The 16,359-nt window shown below is 39.0% G+C and carries 23 protein-coding genes; 17 read left to right on the forward strand and 6 right to left on the reverse strand.

Annotated elements, in window-relative coordinates; all coding sequences use genetic code 11:
- The first annotated feature begins 90 nt into the window (after positions 1–90).
- From SG0102_RS07415 to SG0102_RS07425, 3 genes are all read left to right on the forward strand, one after another.
- Complete coding sequence (locus SG0102_RS07415) at positions 91–609, forward strand: TetR/AcrR family transcriptional regulator (RefSeq protein ID WP_125119348.1); 519 nt, start codon at positions 91–93, stop codon at positions 607–609.
- A 92-nt stretch (positions 610–701) separates the two neighbouring features.
- Complete coding sequence (locus SG0102_RS07420; protein WP_197715088.1) at positions 702–2,099, forward strand: hypothetical protein; 1,398 nt, start codon at positions 702–704, stop codon at positions 2,097–2,099.
- Positions 2,100–2,128: 29 nt separating this feature from the next.
- On the forward strand, positions 2,129–3,136 hold the full coding sequence (locus SG0102_RS07425; RefSeq protein WP_148668840.1) for a hypothetical protein: 1,008 nt from the start codon (positions 2,129–2,131) through the stop codon (positions 3,134–3,136).
- A 242-nt stretch (positions 3,137–3,378) separates the two neighbouring features.
- On the opposite strand, the gene SG0102_RS07430 is transcribed toward SG0102_RS07425, so the two are convergent.
- Entirely contained in the window at positions 3,379–4,800 is a 1,422-nt protein-coding gene (locus SG0102_RS07430; protein ID WP_157982995.1) for an IS110 family RNA-guided transposase, read from the reverse strand.
- A gap of 327 nt (positions 4,801–5,127) precedes the next feature.
- Between SG0102_RS07430 and SG0102_RS07435 the strand changes: the two genes are divergently transcribed.
- The 4 genes from SG0102_RS07435 to SG0102_RS07450 all read left to right on the forward strand — a co-directional run bounded on the left by SG0102_RS07435 (position 5,128) and on the right by SG0102_RS07450 (position 6,902).
- Complete coding sequence (locus SG0102_RS07435) at positions 5,128–5,688, forward strand: sugar O-acetyltransferase (protein WP_125119352.1); 561 nt, start codon at positions 5,128–5,130, stop codon at positions 5,686–5,688.
- A 5-nt stretch (positions 5,689–5,693) separates the two neighbouring features.
- Positions 5,694–6,173, forward strand: a complete 480-nt coding sequence (locus SG0102_RS07440; RefSeq protein WP_125119353.1) for a hypothetical protein — start codon at positions 5,694–5,696, stop codon at positions 6,171–6,173.
- A 124-nt stretch (positions 6,174–6,297) separates the two neighbouring features.
- Positions 6,298–6,498: a helix-turn-helix transcriptional regulator gene (locus tag SG0102_RS07445; protein ID WP_125119354.1), complete on the forward strand. Its 201-nt coding sequence runs from the start codon at positions 6,298–6,300 to the stop codon at positions 6,496–6,498.
- 2 nt (positions 6,499–6,500) lie between these two features.
- A complete protein-coding gene (locus tag SG0102_RS07450) occupies positions 6,501–6,902 on the forward strand; it encodes a hypothetical protein (RefSeq protein WP_125119355.1) in 402 nt (133 codons plus the stop codon).
- Positions 6,903–6,918: 16 nt separating this feature from the next.
- Here the strand turns inward: SG0102_RS07450 and SG0102_RS15840 are convergent, their stop codons facing one another.
- Positions 6,919–7,053, reverse strand: a complete 135-nt coding sequence (locus SG0102_RS15840) for a hypothetical protein (RefSeq protein ID WP_269461205.1) — start codon at positions 7,051–7,053, stop codon at positions 6,919–6,921.
- A 97-nt stretch (positions 7,054–7,150) separates the two neighbouring features.
- Here SG0102_RS15840 and SG0102_RS07455 point away from each other — a divergent pair, with 97 nt between their 5' ends.
- Positions 7,151–8,020: a CPBP family intramembrane glutamic endopeptidase gene (locus tag SG0102_RS07455; protein ID WP_125119356.1), complete on the forward strand. Its 870-nt coding sequence runs from the start codon at positions 7,151–7,153 to the stop codon at positions 8,018–8,020.
- Positions 8,017–8,601: a heavy metal-binding domain-containing protein gene (locus SG0102_RS07460; protein ID WP_125119357.1), complete on the forward strand. Its 585-nt coding sequence runs from the start codon at positions 8,017–8,019 to the stop codon at positions 8,599–8,601. Before SG0102_RS07455 ends, SG0102_RS07460 begins: the two co-directional genes overlap by 4 nt.
- 25 nt (positions 8,602–8,626) lie before the next feature.
- Here the strand turns inward: SG0102_RS07460 and SG0102_RS07465 are convergent, their stop codons facing one another.
- The gene (locus SG0102_RS07465) at positions 8,627–9,199 is read right to left on the reverse strand and encodes a nitroreductase family protein (RefSeq protein ID WP_125119358.1); all 573 of its coding nucleotides are present in this window, start codon (positions 9,197–9,199) and stop codon (positions 8,627–8,629) included.
- 187 nt (positions 9,200–9,386) lie between these two features.
- On the opposite strand from SG0102_RS07465, the gene SG0102_RS07470 reads away from it, so the two are divergent.
- On the forward strand, positions 9,387–10,145 hold the full coding sequence (locus SG0102_RS07470) for a class I SAM-dependent methyltransferase (RefSeq protein WP_125119359.1): 759 nt from the start codon (positions 9,387–9,389) through the stop codon (positions 10,143–10,145).
- A gap of 6 nt (positions 10,146–10,151) precedes the next feature.
- Positions 10,152–10,754, forward strand: coding sequence for a metalloprotease family protein (locus SG0102_RS07475; protein WP_125119360.1), 603 nt, complete (start codon positions 10,152–10,154; stop codon positions 10,752–10,754).
- 49 nt (positions 10,755–10,803) lie between these two features.
- Here SG0102_RS07475 and SG0102_RS07480 read toward each other — a convergent pair whose 3' ends face one another.
- Together SG0102_RS07480 and SG0102_RS07485 are read right to left on the reverse strand one after the other, a co-directional pair.
- Positions 10,804–11,028, reverse strand: coding sequence for a hypothetical protein (locus SG0102_RS07480; protein WP_125119361.1), 225 nt, complete (start codon positions 11,026–11,028; stop codon positions 10,804–10,806).
- Positions 11,029–11,156: 128 nt separating this feature from the next.
- Positions 11,157–11,423: a hypothetical protein gene (locus SG0102_RS07485; RefSeq protein WP_125119362.1), complete on the reverse strand. Its 267-nt coding sequence runs from the start codon at positions 11,421–11,423 to the stop codon at positions 11,157–11,159.
- A 193-nt stretch (positions 11,424–11,616) separates the two neighbouring features.
- Between SG0102_RS07485 and SG0102_RS07490 the strand changes: the two genes are divergently transcribed.
- The 3 genes from SG0102_RS07490 (at position 11,617) to SG0102_RS07500 (ending at position 13,376) form a co-directional block, all read left to right on the forward strand.
- Positions 11,617–12,105 (forward strand): GNAT family N-acetyltransferase, encoded by a 489-nt coding sequence (locus SG0102_RS07490; RefSeq protein ID WP_125119363.1) that lies wholly within the window; start codon positions 11,617–11,619, stop codon positions 12,103–12,105.
- A gap of 78 nt (positions 12,106–12,183) precedes the next feature.
- Positions 12,184–12,411: a hypothetical protein gene (locus SG0102_RS07495; RefSeq protein WP_125119364.1), complete on the forward strand. Its 228-nt coding sequence runs from the start codon at positions 12,184–12,186 to the stop codon at positions 12,409–12,411.
- Between the two features lie 284 nt (positions 12,412–12,695).
- Positions 12,696–13,376 carry a CPBP family intramembrane glutamic endopeptidase gene (locus tag SG0102_RS07500; protein ID WP_157982996.1) on the forward strand — a complete coding sequence of 227 codons (681 nt, stop codon included), beginning with the start codon at positions 12,696–12,698 and terminating at the stop codon, positions 13,374–13,376.
- A gap of 20 nt (positions 13,377–13,396) precedes the next feature.
- Here SG0102_RS07500 and SG0102_RS07505 read toward each other — a convergent pair whose 3' ends face one another.
- The gene (locus SG0102_RS07505) at positions 13,397–14,284 is read right to left on the reverse strand and encodes a LysR family transcriptional regulator (RefSeq protein ID WP_125119366.1); all 888 of its coding nucleotides are present in this window, start codon (positions 14,282–14,284) and stop codon (positions 13,397–13,399) included.
- A 203-nt stretch (positions 14,285–14,487) separates the two neighbouring features.
- Here SG0102_RS07505 and SG0102_RS07510 point away from each other — a divergent pair, with 203 nt between their 5' ends.
- The 3 genes from SG0102_RS07510 to SG0102_RS07520 are packed head-to-tail and all read left to right on the forward strand — an operon-like array spanning position 14,488 to position 16,332.
- A complete protein-coding gene (locus SG0102_RS07510; protein WP_125119367.1) occupies positions 14,488–14,964 on the forward strand; it encodes an Rrf2 family transcriptional regulator in 477 nt (158 codons plus the stop codon).
- Entirely contained in the window at positions 14,954–15,310 is a 357-nt protein-coding gene (locus SG0102_RS07515; protein ID WP_125119368.1) for a DUF2200 domain-containing protein, read from the forward strand. Before SG0102_RS07510 ends, SG0102_RS07515 begins: the two co-directional genes overlap by 11 nt.
- The gene (locus SG0102_RS07520) at positions 15,307–16,332 is read left to right on the forward strand and encodes an MFS transporter (RefSeq protein WP_269461215.1); all 1,026 of its coding nucleotides are present in this window, start codon (positions 15,307–15,309) and stop codon (positions 16,330–16,332) included. The genes SG0102_RS07515 and SG0102_RS07520 overlap by 4 nt, the downstream gene beginning before the upstream one ends.
- The last annotated feature ends 27 nt before the right edge of the window (positions 16,333–16,359 follow it).

A 16,359-nucleotide genomic window follows, 5' to 3' on the forward strand; every position in this document is an offset into this window, starting at 1 on the left:
AATAGGTCCTATGGTATTATTTTTGCAACACAAAAACTATTTTTTCATGCTTGTGTTACACACTGTGGGAAGTGTAAGGGGGAATTTAATATGGATCGTCGTGCGATCAAATCACGAGAAGCGATTGTACAGGCATTTTTATATCTTTTACCGCGTAAAGGCTTTGATAAGCTGACTGTGCGGGAAATTGCCGATCAGGCGCAATTAAACCGGGTGACGTTTTATCAGCATTACAAGGATAAATATGATTTACTAGAACAGTGCGCGAAACATTATGTGGATGAGATGCTTAAAGGGAATATGAACGTTGATTTAAAGAGTCTTATTCATCGTAGTTTTCTTTATGTCCAAAAGCATCAGGAAGAGCTTTTAAAACTGAGTCAGAAAGAAGTTGTTTACGCGTTATTGGATGCTTTTAAAAAACAGTTACGGGATCATTATTTACCGCTTATTACCGGAAATCACTTGGAAGATATTATGATGAATGAAATTCATGCCGGGATGGCGACAGGAATGCTGCAATGGTGGATTCATCACGCTCAGGATTACAGCGTAGAAGAGGCCGTCAATAGCTACATGATCTTACGTTCACGCTTATTTATTTCATAATTTTTAAAAATCGAATCAGAAAAACACGTTATTCGCTTCTTTTCGTGGTACACTAAAAGTAGTATTCATGAAAGGAGATGGATGACATGCTGATGTATTCCACAATGCTCGATATTGCGAATACGCTCACGCAAGAAGCGTTTATTCAATTGGTGATTGAATGGAATCAAAAGAGCGCTCACAAGGAAAATATCATCCCTGATTTACATTATCAGGGAGAACGTCATATTCGTCTCGGCCATGATGAGAAATGGATGGATATCGAAGAATATGAAGAAAAGAATATTATTGCGATCCGTTATCAGAAACAGGGGGAAGATGCCTCGATTTGGAATACGGATTATATCATGAACTTCGATGAGATGAAGATGGCAATTCATCTTGATCACAGCTATACGCTCCATTCTCAATTGGATGTTTTAGGATTTTCTACTCCGCGTTTTTTAAGTTTACTGATTGCCCATGGCTATTTAAAAGATGATGGCTTACTGCCGGTCTTGCGTAAACCCATTAAGATCAATAAAGACACATTATCTTTACTTGTTGCATGTATGAATGATCAGGCGCAAAATCGCTTGCCAGTCATCTATATTTCTAAGACGAAGAAAGATAGTTATGCAGTAGATGTCAAGAAATTAAGCAGTCGTCTCAAAGGGGTAGCCCATGTGCTTACCCAGGAGAGCTATGATGATACGCTCATGATTCGCCGCACCTGCCCTAGTCAGGTTGCTTATAATGGCGGAATCGATATCTATTTGCCGCATGGCACGCACCAGCATATTGCCTATCGGGAATACTTTGATGAAGGGGAACGCCTCTTTAATAAAGTGTCTCGAGAGATTTTACACTATGCCAATGTGCAGGCGGTTTTACCGCTTTATACCTGGTCTGGCGTCAATAATGCGATCTTGCAGGAAAAGTGGCATCATATGCAAAGTGAATATGAGAAAGCTAAAAATGAAGTCGATGAATATTTAGGGGCATTTGATGACGACTATGCGAAGATGCAGAAACAAATCGATGAACTGACCAAAGCCAATCTTTCCTTAACTTTGGAAAATCAGGGGTTACGCTCAAAATTAAGTGACAGTCAGAAAGTGCCGGTGCTATATTTTGGGGAAGAAGAAGAGTTTTATCAGGGTGAGATTAAAGAGATGCTGCTAGATGCGATCAATGCGCAATTAAAAAATGTTCAGGATCATTCGCGGCGTCATGATGTTTATGAAGATATTTTACAAAAGAATGATCATCAGCATCTTTATCAAAAGCGGATGAATACCATCAAAGCTGTATTAAAAGATTATAAATCCCTTAATGCCTCATTAAAACAGAAGCTGATGGATTTAGGTTTTGAAATTCAGGATGATGGCAAACACTATAAATTGATCTATTATGGTGATGAACGTTATATGCTGGTTATTGCGAAAACTGGATCGGATGTGCGAGAAGGAAAAAACAATGCCTCGATGATTTGTAAAAAGATGTTCTAAAGGTATCAGCTTGATGCCTTTTTTATCGTATGGAAATGACTTATAATGAGGAAGAAGGTGATATCATGAAAAAACTTATTCTATCTTTTCTTAGTGTTTTACTTGTATTATCACTGCAGTTTATCGACTTGACTGCCACGCCGCGGAAAATTACTGGACATTTAAAGAAAGATCACTGGCAAACGCTAAAAACAACCAGACATGGTTACGAGATCTTAAGCATCAAACGACATTCTTTAGTCAAACTGATAACGAAGTTTAAGAAACATTACTACAATGAAAAAATAACACTTTATGATCGTCATTTTAAACCTATTCGCATCGGTGATACCAATCCGCCAGTCTATAATCTTAAAAAAGGGACTTATTATCTGAAAACAACACTATATTCCAGTGTCACGATTCTCTATGGCGTAAAATATCACTTACGGGTGAATACGCTGCCTTATCGTCAAATCAAAACACTAAAAAATGGACATGCCTATAAAACGTATTTATCAGATCATAAGATCAGTGCTTACTTTTTATCACTAAAAGGGCCATCGACGATTCGTTTTCGCTATCGAAAGAATCGATTAGATCCTCGTTATACAGCCATGCGTCATGCCCTTTATGATCAGCCAAACTGCTTATTTCAAGGCCGTTATCTGATCATCTTTAATAGTAATAATCGTCGTCATGGACTCTTACACTTGAAGGCGCAGATCAAACGCTGTCGTTTATCTTTTAAAAGACGCATTCATGGCAATACAATCGCGCATGCCAATACCATTCATGTCAATCGCCGCTACTATGATGTGGCACCTTTTGGCGGGAAACTCTTTTATAAAGTCAAGATGCCTCATAAAGGGATATTAAAATTGCGACTGCATCATTATCAGGGGAGCTATGCCTTTTACCGTAAGGGTATAACAAACATTACTGCCAAGTATTATGGCTTAAAACGTGTCCGTGTTCATCGGGGAACCTATTTTCTGACTTTGGAAAATTATAGTTCTTCCTATCCTTTTTCGTTACAATTGAAATATACAAAATAGACATACTATTAAATGTCAATAGAAAATATGAGGGGAGTTGATTTTGTTAATTATATAAATTAATTGAATCTTTGTTTACTCTGATTCTAAAGCCAAGTGAGTTTGTCTTGGCTTAGAGGTGAGTGCTACAAATATGTAGTATTAAAAATTACAAAAAGAAAACATCTTAGTGTGTATAAATGTGAAAGATGTCACAAGCTATTGAAACATATGTGTTTTATATCAAAAATCTACATACAGTATTACTCTTCTGGGTCATTTCCAGTAAAGGTAAAATCATGTACTACACCATTCTCATCAGAATATTTGTAAATACATCTTCTTGTCTTTTCTGGAATGTCAGTAGTAATACTTTGGAAGAACGTGGCTCGGGTATCTTCCGGAAGCTTCATGAGATCCTCATAAAGCAGTACGAAATCACTATCATGCTTAAGAATAGCGTAAATATAACGTGCCATCTTATTGGCAACAGCTACTATTGCAAGCTTATGGCGCTTCTTATTGCCATTTTTAACCCTTGCAAAAAGGTTGGCAAGGTATGGATTATGCCGTCTGGCATACTCTGATGCCAGGTATATAGCGTGTCTGAGGATAGGCGATCCCATTTTGGAAATCTTCCCATGGGTATCAACTGATGAACCTGATTTCTTATTTCTTGGCGTTAATCCACAGTATGATGCAAAGTTTTCCGCTTTCTTGGAAAGAGCTATGTCATATACCTCACCAAGAATCATAGCTGCGGATTCTTCACCAACACCGATTAATGTCTGAAGACGCTTAAATGCAGGCTGCTTTGAAGCGCGATTAACCATCATTTTCTTGTAGTTTCTCCTTGTCTGAAGCAGATTTCTGATACTGCTGACCATTTCAACGGTGATCAGTTCAGCTTCCTGAGGAACATTAAGAGTAACAATGGTATTTTCACAAAGATCGAACAAATCGTCTATTTTAGCTTCCTTACAGCGATGCTTAGAGGCCTCGTAAGCCACATTAAAGACTTCATTTTTAGAAGATTTAATGATATGATGTGCAGTAGGATATGCCTCTAAGATTGCAAGCGCAGTCGCAGAACGTATTGAGAAAACAGCGGTAAGCTCCGGGAAGAACTTTTCACACTGTGCACTCAGTCGATTGTATTCAGCATTTAGCTGTTTATTCAGCTGCTGATAGCGATGCGTCAGAAGTTTTAGATTCGCATGTCCTTTTTTGTTGTTTTCTTCGTTGTAATTAGGAGCTTTTTCAACATAACGTGCATCATCATCAGTTGCGCACATCTGTGCAATAGTCTTAGCGTCAAGTGGATCGGATTTGGCATATCCGTGTGCATCGCGCCACCTGTCAACGAATTTAGTATCCAGAAACTTAACTGCTTCACTTTCCTGGAGATGATCGCGTATATACATATAGACATTGTCAGAGTACACGCCTGTTACTTCCATTGTGAAAAGAACGCTCAGGCAGTCTTCATCTTTGTAATGTCTAACGGTATCGAGGAACTCATCGACACCTGGCTTGGTGAATTTAAACTTTATCGCCTTTCGAACAAATTTGGATTTAACATTTCTATCTCTGTTACGTTTATAAATGGCAGCATCTGCTTTGCCTTTAGAAACGTCTAAACCGATAAATAAATCATATTGTTTTGAAAAGATATTGTTTTTCACGATAAGTACCTCATTTCATAAATTGATAGTAATTTGTTTTGAACTGCACCTCTAAGCCAAGACAAACGCAACCTCGAAAATAAGAAGACAATGCAAACAAAGCTTCAACAAACTCATTAGGGTATAAAGAACTGTTTTGGCTGAGGAATAAGTCTATGTGAAGCGGACATCCCATAGGGGCCGCAAGGAGAAAGAATACAACCTTAGGTTCAAAACAGAATCTATTATCCTGGATTTGAAGTGTATATTCAAATCTAAAGAATCATCAATTACTAGCGATGATTCATTAATCAAATTACAAACATATTATACGAGAGGAGAAAAGCAATGAATTCAGAAAAAGAAAAAATGCGTCAGGGAGAATGGTATGATGCAAATCATGATCCGAATATTTTAAAGGATCGCTTGATCGCTGCTGATTTATGTTTTGAAGTCAATCAAATAAAACCGAGTGACCCAAGACGTGATGAAGTGTTTAAAAAACTCTTTGGACAAGAATTTGAAAATTTAGTGATCATGACGCCATTTACCTGTGATTATGGTAAAAACATTACCTTTGGCAAGGACTGTTTTGTCAATGTAAACTGTTACTTTATGGATGGCGGAAAAATCACGCTAGGTGATCATGTCTTTGTTGGTCCCTCAACTGGTTTTTATACCGCTGCTCATCCTTTAGATGTTGAGCGCCGCAATGCCGGCTTAGAAAAAGCTTTACCGATTACCGTAGGGGATAACTGCTGGTTTGGCGCAAATGTCAATGTTATGCCTGGGGTGACCATCGGTGAAGGCTGCGTCATTGGGGCCGGCAGCGTTGTCACCCATGATATTCCGCCATATTCCTTAGCGGCAGGGGTGCCTTGTAAAGTCATGAAATCCCTCAAAGAGTAATTATTATGTATACGTTTCGTTTAATTGAAAAGCAGGAGATACCTGAGTTTTTTGCTTTAATTACCAAACGCATGGCTTGGCTTGATAAAAAGCACCTTAAAGGCTGGAATATTTATCATTACGATGAAATCTTTCCATTGAGCTATTTTCAGGCGATGGCTTCATCACTTTATGTGTTGGTGAGTGATCATGTGGTATGTGGCGCCGTTTTACTAGAAAGTGATCAGCGCTGGAATGATTATTGTTCAGCTCTCTATGTCCATAACTTTGTCTCAGAAGTCGGCTCACGTAGCGGACGTTCCTTTCTCAGATATGTCGAAGCTTATGCCGTATCGAAAGGCAAGAAGTACCTGCGCTTAGATAGCGATATCCATAATGAAGACCTCGCTTCTTATTATCATGATTTAGGTTTTGAAGATTACGGCTTTTGCTGGGAAGGCGACTATCAAGGTGTTTTAAGGCAAAAGAAACTCATACATCATTGATGTTAAGGGAATACAGCTCAGTCTGTATTTCTTTTTTTTAATTGTAATGTAAAGCAAGCTTGACATACCACACAAACAAGACTATACTGAAATTGTAAAGGAAGCTTTACATTAAGGAGGGCGTATGAAAAACCATATTGAAGAAATCCGTAAACAAAAGGGGATTCGACAGGAAGAACTCGCAAAAGCTTTAGGTGTTTCTCGACAGACGATCAGTTCATTAGAAAATGGTCGTTATAATCCCTCAATCCAGTTAGCTTTTAAACTTGCTCGTTATTTTCATGTCACCATTGAAGAATTATTCATTTTCGAAGAGGAGGACTAGTTATGAACATGAAAACAAAACGTCTTTATACGTTATTATTATTTGTTGTGGGCATGGTTTTTATTATCTTATCCGTCTTTTTGAAAGCTTACAGCTCACAGCTGATTGGGATCGGCGGTGGTCTTTTGGGCGTCGCTATTGGCCGCTCGATCAGTCTTTATCGTTATCGTAAGGATCCTGAATATGCTAAGGAGGCCGAGATTGCTTTACATGACGAACGTAATCTTTTCTTACAGGATCGTGCCTTAGCTATTGCTGGTAAAATGCTTATGCTGATCATCGGGATTGTTACGCTTATTGCAACTTTTGTCAACAGGACTTTGATGATGGCTGGGGCAATGGCTATTTGTCTTTATCTAGTTCTTTACTTGATTACTTATTTTATTCTTTCTAAAAAATACTAAACAAAAAGGGCACAGATTATTCATCTGTGTCCTTGTCCGGCATAAAGGATTTAATAATCAAAATAATGACTTCAATGCATACGATAATACGTAAGATCCTCATACCTTTTCTCGTGTAATGTTCAAGCTTTTCTAAAACATCAGTATTCATACCATCACTCCTTGAGTCTATTATATCATATTTTTATAATAAAAATATTGAAGGCGGTATCAAAAGCCTGATATGATGTTTTTGAGGTGAAATTCATATGTCTAAATCAATTAAGAAATATTTGCTAATTACTTTTGCGATTTCCTGGCTTTTGATGATTGCGGGATCGCTTATGTATTTAAAAGGCAATGAAGTGGTTTATAAGATTGCCTTAGTCTTAGTTATGTATGTCCCATTATTTGCCATTTTGTTAGCCAAAATTCCTGTCTCACAAGTGAAGTGGAAATTAAAAATCAAAGGGCATTGGAAATATCTGTTTATGTCTTTGTGGGCACCAGGCATTTTAAGTACGTTAGGCGCGTTACTCTTCTTTCTGATTTTTCGTAACGCTTTCGATCCCCAGTATACGACTTTAAAGAAATTGCTTGGCAGCGCGGGGATGAAACAGTTAAATGCATCGCATATGAGCATGGAAATGTATTTACTGATTACTATCTTACAGTCAATGCTCTATCTGCCATTTATGAACATGATGGCTGCCATCGGTGAAGAAGCCGGCTGGCGAGGCGTTCTTTATCCAGCGTTAAAAAGTGCTTACGGCACTGCGAAAGGTCGACTTTTCGGCGGCTTGATCTGGGGGATCTGGCATTTTCCAATCATGATAATCGCCGGCTATGAATACGGTAAAACGTATTTAGGGGCACCGGTGTTAGGACCGCTTGTCTTCTGTTTATTTACGATTTCTTTTGGGATCTTGCTAGATTATGTTTATGAAAAAACAGATTGTATCTGGTTTCCTGCTTTAATGCATGGCGCCTTGAATGCTTTTACTCTCTTTAGTTATATGGTGAAACCATCTTATGCACAAATGAGTATTTTAGGGCCAGGTCAGATTGGGCTTATTGGCATGATTCCATTCCTGATTACAGCTTTCCTGATCATGAAGAGAAGTGGTGACAGCTTATGAAAAAAATCTGTATCTTTTGTGGAAAACCGATCCATATGCTGGATTATGGCTACATGGACTTAAGTGATGAGAAAGCTATTTGTGCTTCCTGTCTCAGTCGTTTTTCCACGGGCATTCCTCGTGATGCCAAGACTGCTGATTATCATCATCAGCTATATCACAACATCAAAACAAGTGAAGATTATACAAAACTGCCACGCGAAGATCGCTATCTGCTCGATGAAAGATTAGGCAATAATGATGATGGCTTCACGCAGCTCTTATCGACAACGGATTGCTTAACGGGCTATGAAATGACTGGATACTTAGGCGTCATTAGCGCCGAATATACCTTAGGGACGGGTTTCCTTTCTTCTTTTGATAGTTCTTTAGCGGATTTAGCAGGCGGGGAATCAGAAACGTATACGAAGAAAGTCCATATGGCGAAAATGCAAGCTCTTAAACGCCTGCAGGTGGTATCGGCGCATCTAGGCGGCGATGGTGTTATTGGCATTCATGTTGATTTGGAAGTTTTTTCTCGTGATATTATTGTGGCAAGCTGTTATGGCACCTGCGTGACACTAAAAAAGATCAGCGATTAAGCTGATCTTTTGATGCTATCTATTATTATTTTTCAATCTGTACGCGCGCATTGATGTCTTCGCCATCTTTTGGCGCCGCTTCTTCTAAGATCCCGCCAAATGGCATCTGAGCAACTAAAACATAGTTTTCAGGGACATTGAATAATTTCTTAACGGCATCATCAATAACTGGGTTATAGTGCTGAATGTTAGCGCCGATGCCTAAAGCACGTAAACCAGTCCAGATATTGATCTGTAACATCCCGTTAGACTGCTGTGCCCAAATAGGGAAGTTGGCAGCGTATAATGGGAACTGTTCCTGTAAACCTTTGACAGTTGCTTCATCATAGAAGTAAAGAACAGTACCATGCGCAGCTTTGAAGCTGTCAATTTTTTCTCTTGCGACTTTCCCGCCGAACGCATCATAGATTGTATCCCATAACTGATCCTGTTTGTCACCTAAAGCTACGACCACACGCTGTGATTTCATATTGAAAGCGTCTGGTACTAAGGCCGTTGTTTCTTTAATGAAAGCGATGACTTCATCATCACTGACTGGGATATCTTTTCCTAAAGCGTAGATCGAACGGCGATCTTTTAATAAATCTGTTACATTCATATGTAAGTCCTCCTTGTTTAACCTACTATTATTATAGGTGAAAGAAAAAAGGAAGAAAAGAGGGATTTTTTCATAAGGTAGGTATCTTTTACTTGAGTAATGGAGAAAATAAGGGAAATCTTACCTGACATCTTTTCTAAAAGTAGGGAAGCTGGTAAAATAAAGACTGTTAAGTGAGGCGAATCAAATGAATACGTGGGATAGTGAAACCTACAATCAAAAATTTCATTATGTATCTGATTATGGCAAAGCCTTGTTTGATCTGATTGATTTTAAACAAGTGGAAACAGCTATTGATCTTGGCTGCGGCACGGGCATACTAACCAATGCTTTGGCTTCCCAGCATATTAATGTCGTGGGCTTAGATGCCTCATCAAGTCAGATTGCGAAAGCGCGTGAGAGCTATCCAAAACTGATGTTTATTCAAAAGGATGCCTCTTCTTTTCGCGTCAATCATCCCGTTGATCTGATTTTCTCAAATGCCCTTTTTCATTGGATTCCGGAGAGCGCGCAGGAAAAGATGATGAAATGCATCGGGGAGGCATTAAAAAGCGGTGGTCAGCTTGTTTTTGAGTGTGGCGGCTATGGTAATAATGTGATGATCCACCATGCTTTAGAACAAGTTTTTAAAAAACATGGCTATACTTATTCTATGCCTTTTTATTTTCCAACAATTGGTGATTATGCACCGATGATTGAAAAGGCGGGGATGATTGTCCAATATGCGAAATTATTTAAAAGACCCACTCCATTAAGCGGAGAAGATGGTTTAAGTGACTGGATCAGGATGTTTGTGACGAAACCATTTATCGGAATCGATCAGCAGGAAAAGAACCAAATGATTGAAGAATGCGTGGAAAGCTTACGAAAAGATATGTATCATCATGGCACCTGGTATGCGGATTACGTCCGTTTAAGAATGAAAGCAATTAAGAAAGTGAAGTAGAGATTTATGGCACAGCAGCAACTCTCGCCGAGGCAGGCACAGCGATTACAAAATTTTGAAGATATTTTTGCGGACCGTCGGGAAAAAGGTTTCCTTGCGAAAGTCATCATCGTTCGGCTTAAAGATACGATTATTATGCCTCTGATCGCCTTGCTTTTATGGGGGATCACCTATGGGGTTATGCAATACTTACATGTTGATTTTCCTTATTGGCTTCTTCTTGGCCCGACACTTATTTTAGGGGTTATTCTGCGGGAATTATTACGTGGCTTGGCCTATGCGATGGCGAGTCGTCATGGCTTTAGTGATTTATGTTTTCATATGACCTGGCGCCGTCTGCTTTTTAAGTGTGATCTGGTAATGCCAATTTCGCAGAAAGGCTACGCCTGGGGAAATTTATGCCCTTGGCTTTTACTAGGCCTCGTACCGATTCTTTTAGGCGTCTTTTATAAAAATCATCTCTTTTTGGCTTATGGGATTTTCATGCTCATTGCTTGTTTGAGTGATCTGCTTGTCTTTTTCAAAGTGATGCGCTTTAAAAGCTCGGCAGCACGAGTTGATGTGATTGATCATCCAGTGCGTTCTGGCTATGTTTTCTTTGAAAAATAAAAAAATCCGGTTGATGGCCGGCATGCTTGGGATACAAACGTATCCTTTTTTAATTGTCGAAATAAGCATCAACCGTTTCGCCAACTTTAACAACGGTTATCATACTGATAAGAATCAATAAGATCAAAGCCACAAAGACCGGTAAAGCGTTGGCGATAACAAAGTAAAGAATACTCAGAAAAGCTATGACCGCCAGAAATGCTTTACCTTGCTTGAAAGGCACCAGGCAGACACTTAAGAGGACAATGGGAAAAACATTCATCATTTCATTCATATTTATCACTTCCTTGACTAATAGTATAGGCATTTTTATATTGATGCTCTATCAATCCTATGTAAAAGAATGTAAAGAAATGCTTCGCATGTAAAGATTATGTAATAGAAAAGCCTGCTTTGGGCAGGCTAATGGTTATGATTGAGAGTTGAGGGACGTCGATCGCGCCGACGAAATAAATAAGCGATCAGTTCACCGGTCAGCGCTCCGGCCGCCGCAAAATAAGCATGCTCAATAATTGCATTTAAACTTAAGGTGAGAGCAATTACAAAACCAAGGAAGGCACCGCCCATAATACAGAGGCAGTCTCTTTTGCTTTGCTCGACGGGAATAATAAAACATAAACCAAGCACAATAAAAGGCAGGGCACCATATAAAAATTCAAAAGCCAACATTTTCTCACCTCTCTCATCATAAGTGTAAACGATTTTTTATGTGAACGCATGCAGGAAATGTAAATATTATGTTAAGATATTGTATAATCGCAAGAGATAGACTCTGTATAATCGCAAGAGATAGACTCTTGTCATTATAAGAAATCTTTTATATAATCTTTATTATATGTAGAATATGAAAAGGAGGATCTTTATGCAAATCCGAAGAGCAGAGGTTAAGGATATTCCGTCACTGATCACATTATTAAATGAAGTATTAGAAATCCACGCCCGGATCAGATCAGATATTTTTATTTCTGGGACAACCAAATATACCCATGAAGAATTAGAAAAGATGATTCAGGATGATCAAAAGCCGATCTTCGTGGCGGTTGATGATCATGACGATGTCTTAGGGTATGTTTTTACACAAATTGTCAAACAGCCGTTTTCTACTAATATGGTGCCTTTCACATCATTATTTATCGATGATCTATGTGTGGATAATAAAACCCGCGGCCTTGGCGTTGGCAAGGCCTTATTGGATTTTGTGAAAGCAGAAGCGAAACGCTTAGGCTGTTATGAGGTAACTCTTAATGTCTGGGCCGGTAATGATGCGGCGATACGTTTCTACGAAAAAAATGGCTTAAAAATCAAGGAAACAACGATGGAATTTATTCTTGATGAAAAAGCGGATCATTAACCGTTTACATTGATCGTTTCACTTGTCAGATCGATGAAAAACTGATACACTCCCTTTCAAGTAAAGGGGGAAAAGATGATGCAATACATCAAACATAGTATTTATGCCATCTTGCTTTTTGGGATGGCAGTGCTTGGTGATGTACTTTACAGTACACACATTCATTTACAGACATCTTACTTAGGAGTGTCCTTACAAAAGGGAATAGCGATTACGCCACGATTACCGCTGATTTTAGTTGGCTTTTTAGCTATTTACTTAACAATTTATCATTTCTTGCCAAGAAAGCATGAAAATATATTTTAAAGCATCCTTGATTGGATGTTTTTTTGATATAATTCTTAAACCTTTCTTAAACTTTGCGCTATGCTCTTTCCACTTTCTAAAGGCTCATATATAATAGGCGGGAAAGGGGTGTTATTATGCATCAACACACATCCTGGAAGGACCATTTGATCATCACTTTGATCCTGACTATTGTTTTACTATTTCTAGGTCAGCTTTGCGGCCTTGTTTTTTCACTTATTCAAACGAATAATCCGTTTCTTAAAACCTTTTTGTTTTATGATAGCAACCTGGGTGTCTGGGTTGTGATAGGAGGATTTTGTCTGCTTTTTAAGCGGGAAAGACCACTTCTTGATATCGTAAAGGAAGGGCGTGGAAATACGACATTAAGTCTCTTTTTTGGCTTATTATCAGGGATTGTCCTCAATGCCTTTTGCGTTATCTTAGCTTATTTACACAATGATTTTACTTTACTGTTCAATAGCTTTGCGCCATTGCAGCTGCTTGCTTTACTGTTTGCCGTCCTTATTCAGTCAGGGGCAGAAGAACTTTTAGTACGAGGATTTATGATGCAGCGGTTAGAGCGTCGTTACAGTCCGCTTTTAGCGATGATTGTCTCGTCCATGCTTTTTGCGGCTTTGCATCTGTTTAATCCGCATGTCACGATGATCGCGGTGATCAATCTTTTTCTCTTTGGTTTTTTTATGGCTTTAGTCACTACTTTTTATCAGAGCTTATGGATGGTGATCGGTATTCATGCGGCTTGGAATTATACCCAAGCGATCATCTTTGGCTTACCTAATAGCGGAATTCCTGCCACATATTCCATCTTTTCATTAATGCATCCAATGAAAAGTGCCTTCTATGATCCGCTATTTGGAATCGAAGGTTCCCTCTGTGCGATGTTATTACTGATTTTACTGATCGCCGCAATGGCTTTTCTCAACGTTTATAAGTGGAAGAGCGCATTTTCGAAACATGAATAAAACCCGCAAAAATGCGGGTTTTATTGTAACCTTTTTTCATAGTTTGTCAGCGCATCAATGAATTTTTGGGTAGGTTTTGACATCTGAATAGCACTTTTCCAGACCATCTTTAGAGGAAACGTGATCGCTGGCTCGATGCTTTTGAAAGTTAAAGCAGAAGCGTCATCGGTATGGATGATCCCTTCGTAACAGAGACAGTAACCAAGGCCTTCTTCAACCATTAATGAGGCATTAAAAAGGAGGTTTGTCTTCGCAACGACGCGACAGTCGCTTTTGGATAAGTGCAGATACTGCTCTAAGAGTCGTTCATTAGCCATTTGTCTAGAGATAATCAGCGGTAAATTCTTTAAATCCGATATGTGAATGGCATCAGTTTGCGATAAAGGATCGTCTTTACGCATCAACAGTCCTAAATGATCAGTATAATGTAAAGGTAAGACCTGATACTTATGGTTATTGACCGTCCCGCTGATAATGCCCGTATCAATCAGACCATTTTCGAGCTGCTCCAAAACCTGGGTTTCATCACCGCTAATAATTGAAAAACGTAAAGCGGGATAATGACTTTGGAGAGATTTCATAACGGTCACGAGTTCTTTAACGCCGCGCGTCTCGGCTGAGCCAATGACCACTTCCCCCGTTAAATGTTCATCGGATGAAATAATATCATTTTTAGTTTTTCCCACTAAAGTTAATATTTCTTCCGCTCGCGTTCTTAAAAGCATCCCTTCTTCTGTTAATGCGATTTTACGATTCCCTCGTATAAAAAGCTGTTTGCCGAGTTCCTTCTCGAGATCTTTTAACTGACGAGAAAGGGTCGGCTGAGAAAGATAAAGCGTTTGAGCCGCTTTAGATATACTTTCTTCCTGACAGACAGCTAAGAAATATTGTAAAACACGTAATTCCATAAAATCACCTCTCATGCTTATTTTAACACGTTTCATGAAAAACAATAAAGCATTTTCTATACTTTTTATATCAGTATTGTATGATTTCTTTATCAAATGAAGAAATCTGTATGATCAAAAGTTTTCCCTAATCTATTTATTAATCCTTGTCAGCGTAGGAGAAATATGTAAAATAGAATTGTATGTGAAAAGGGAGAGTGTATATGCAAGTTTCTACCAAATTTACTATTGCGATTCATATCCTTGTCGCAACGGAATATTTCAATAATCAAAAGATGAAAGTCACCAGTGACTTCTTATCTATGTCAATTGGTTCTAATCCTGTTATCATTCGTAATCTGATGCTCAATCTCAAAGAAGAACATTTAATTGAAATTAAACGTGGTCCAGGGGGTATTTCATTATTAAAACCACTTAATGAAATTACGTATTTAGATGTTTATAAAGCGGTCGAGACAAAAAGTACAGATGAGCTTTTTAAATATCATGAGCACCCGAATATTGAGTGCCCAGTTGGACGCAATATTCACCAGGCTTTGGAAGATTCATTAGATGAGATTCAGCAGGCTTTTGAAAAAGAATTATCCTTACACAAAGTGGAAGATGTTTATGATAATGTGCTTAAGCAATTATCATTAGAAAAAGTATCAAAACAGGAGGAGAAAGCGCATGCCTTCTAAGATTTATTCGATGTCATTTGCGAAAATCTATCCTTTGCTTGTCCAAAAAGTCGTTCGCAAAGGTCGTTTACCCGAAGAAGCCGATGCCGTGATCAGCTTGTTGACGGGGTATAGCAGTGAGGAGATTCATGCAGCCTGTGAAGCGAATGTGGATTATTCAACCTTCTTTGCCAATGCGCCGCACTATCATGAACATGCCGATGCGCTTAAAGGACGCGTCTGCAATGTTCGCGTTGAAACAATCGAGGAACCCTTGATGAAACAAATCAGACAATTAGATTTACTTATTGATTTGTTGGCGAAGGGAAAATCATTAGAAGCTATTACGTCATTATTTGGCGAATAGCTTTTTCTTTATCCCAGGCGCCACAGGAAAAAATGGGTCTGCTTATGGGTATTGCCTTGATGATTACCGGGGTAGCTCCAGCCATTGGCCCAACGCTTGGCGGTACTATGATCATGCATGTCGACTGGCGTGCCATCTTTTGGTTTTTAATGCCATTTCTCATCTTTTCTTTGTGTGCGGGCAGTTATGCGATCCGGCAGTCATTGCCACTAAGCAAACCTTCATTTGATCTTTTAGGTTATTTTTTTCTCGCCTTATCTTTTATTTGCCTGATTGTCGGGGCATCATTAAGTTCACAGGGCTGGACATCACCTCGCGTCCTGCTGTTAATGCTTGGCTTCATCGTATTTCTAATGCTGTTTGTCATGCATAGTTTACATCATGACAATCCGATTATTCATCCTCAGATTTTTGCAGTCAGACCTTTTACTGCCAGTCTAATCACTTATGTCTCCACAAATTTCATGACTTTAGGTCTCGGTTTTCTCATTCCTAACTTTCTGCAGTTAACTCTGCATAAAAGTGCCTTAACCGCTGGTGTTATCATGATGCCTGGCGCTGTCGTCGCGTTGCTTTTTATACCTTTATCAGGTAAAATCTACGATCAGCGCGGTGTTAAAGGAAACGCATTAGCGGCCGTTATTTTTATGATGTTAGCTCAGCTTCTCTTTTTCTTCAATGTCAGCCATGCCACGCTTATTTCCTGTCTGATCATTTATATGATTTATGCCTTAGGGCAAGGCTTTTCGATGGGCACTTACATGACCCATGCATTAGCGCAAATTCCAGAAAAAGAAAGTGCTGATGGCAATGCGATCTTTAATACGCTTTTACAGCTTTTTGGGGCAATTGGCACATCTATTGTCTCCAGCGTCGTGGCAACGAGTCAAAAAGGCGGGATCACTGCTTCCAACACAGCGATTGGGACAGCGCATGGTTATCTTTTATTAGTAGCTTTATCAGTGGTTGCGTTTATTTGTGCCTTGATCACCATTCATGATGATCATGCTGCAAAAGCTTAATAATCCATCAATAATGTAAAGTGATTC

Source organism: Intestinibaculum porci (assembly GCF_003925875.1).
In the GTDB taxonomy this organism is placed as follows: domain Bacteria; phylum Bacillota_I; class Bacilli_A; order Erysipelotrichales; family Coprobacillaceae; genus Intestinibaculum; species Intestinibaculum porci.

Bases quoted from the DNA above. Each gene is read 5' to 3' on its own strand.
- SG0102_RS07465 (WP_125119358.1), bottom strand. From the start codon at position 9,199: ATGAATGTAACAGATTTATTAAAAGATCGCCGTTCGATCTACGCTTTA.
- SG0102_RS07490 (WP_125119363.1), top strand. From the start codon at position 11,617: ATGCAAATCCGAAGAGCAGAGGTTAAGGATATTCCGTCACTGATCACA.
- SG0102_RS07495 (WP_125119364.1), top strand. From the start codon at position 12,184: ATGCAATACATCAAACATAGTATTTATGCCATCTTGCTTTTTGGGATG.
- SG0102_RS07415 (WP_125119348.1), top strand. From the start codon at position 91: ATGGATCGTCGTGCGATCAAATCACGAGAAGCGATTGTACAGGCATTT.
- SG0102_RS07455 (WP_125119356.1), top strand. From the start codon at position 7,151: ATGTCTAAATCAATTAAGAAATATTTGCTAATTACTTTTGCGATTTCC.
- SG0102_RS07445 (WP_125119354.1), top strand. From the start codon at position 6,298: ATGAAAAACCATATTGAAGAAATCCGTAAACAAAAGGGGATTCGACAG.
- SG0102_RS07425 (WP_148668840.1), top strand. From the start codon at position 2,129: ATGGAAATGACTTATAATGAGGAAGAAGGTGATATCATGAAAAAACTT.
- SG0102_RS07515 (WP_125119368.1), top strand. From the start codon at position 14,954: ATGCCTTCTAAGATTTATTCGATGTCATTTGCGAAAATCTATCCTTTG.
- SG0102_RS07470 (WP_125119359.1), top strand. From the start codon at position 9,387: ATGAATACGTGGGATAGTGAAACCTACAATCAAAAATTTCATTATGTA.
- SG0102_RS07505 (WP_125119366.1), bottom strand. From the start codon at position 14,284: ATGGAATTACGTGTTTTACAATATTTCTTAGCTGTCTGTCAGGAAGAA.
- SG0102_RS07440 (WP_125119353.1), top strand. From the start codon at position 5,694: ATGTATACGTTTCGTTTAATTGAAAAGCAGGAGATACCTGAGTTTTTT.
- SG0102_RS07480 (WP_125119361.1), bottom strand. From the start codon at position 11,028: ATGAATGAAATGATGAATGTTTTTCCCATTGTCCTCTTAAGTGTCTGC.
- SG0102_RS07450 (WP_125119355.1), top strand. From the start codon at position 6,501: ATGAACATGAAAACAAAACGTCTTTATACGTTATTATTATTTGTTGTG.
- SG0102_RS15840 (WP_269461205.1), bottom strand. From the start codon at position 7,053: ATGAATACTGATGTTTTAGAAAAGCTTGAACATTACACGAGAAAAGGT.
- SG0102_RS07460 (WP_125119357.1), top strand. From the start codon at position 8,017: ATGAAAAAAATCTGTATCTTTTGTGGAAAACCGATCCATATGCTGGAT.
- SG0102_RS07485 (WP_125119362.1), bottom strand. From the start codon at position 11,423: ATGTTGGCTTTTGAATTTTTATATGGTGCCCTGCCTTTTATTGTGCTT.
- SG0102_RS07420 (WP_197715088.1), top strand. From the start codon at position 702: ATGTATTCCACAATGCTCGATATTGCGAATACGCTCACGCAAGAAGCG.
- SG0102_RS07475 (WP_125119360.1), top strand. From the start codon at position 10,152: ATGGCACAGCAGCAACTCTCGCCGAGGCAGGCACAGCGATTACAAAAT.
- SG0102_RS07510 (WP_125119367.1), top strand. From the start codon at position 14,488: ATGCAAGTTTCTACCAAATTTACTATTGCGATTCATATCCTTGTCGCA.
- SG0102_RS07435 (WP_125119352.1), top strand. From the start codon at position 5,128: ATGAATTCAGAAAAAGAAAAAATGCGTCAGGGAGAATGGTATGATGCA.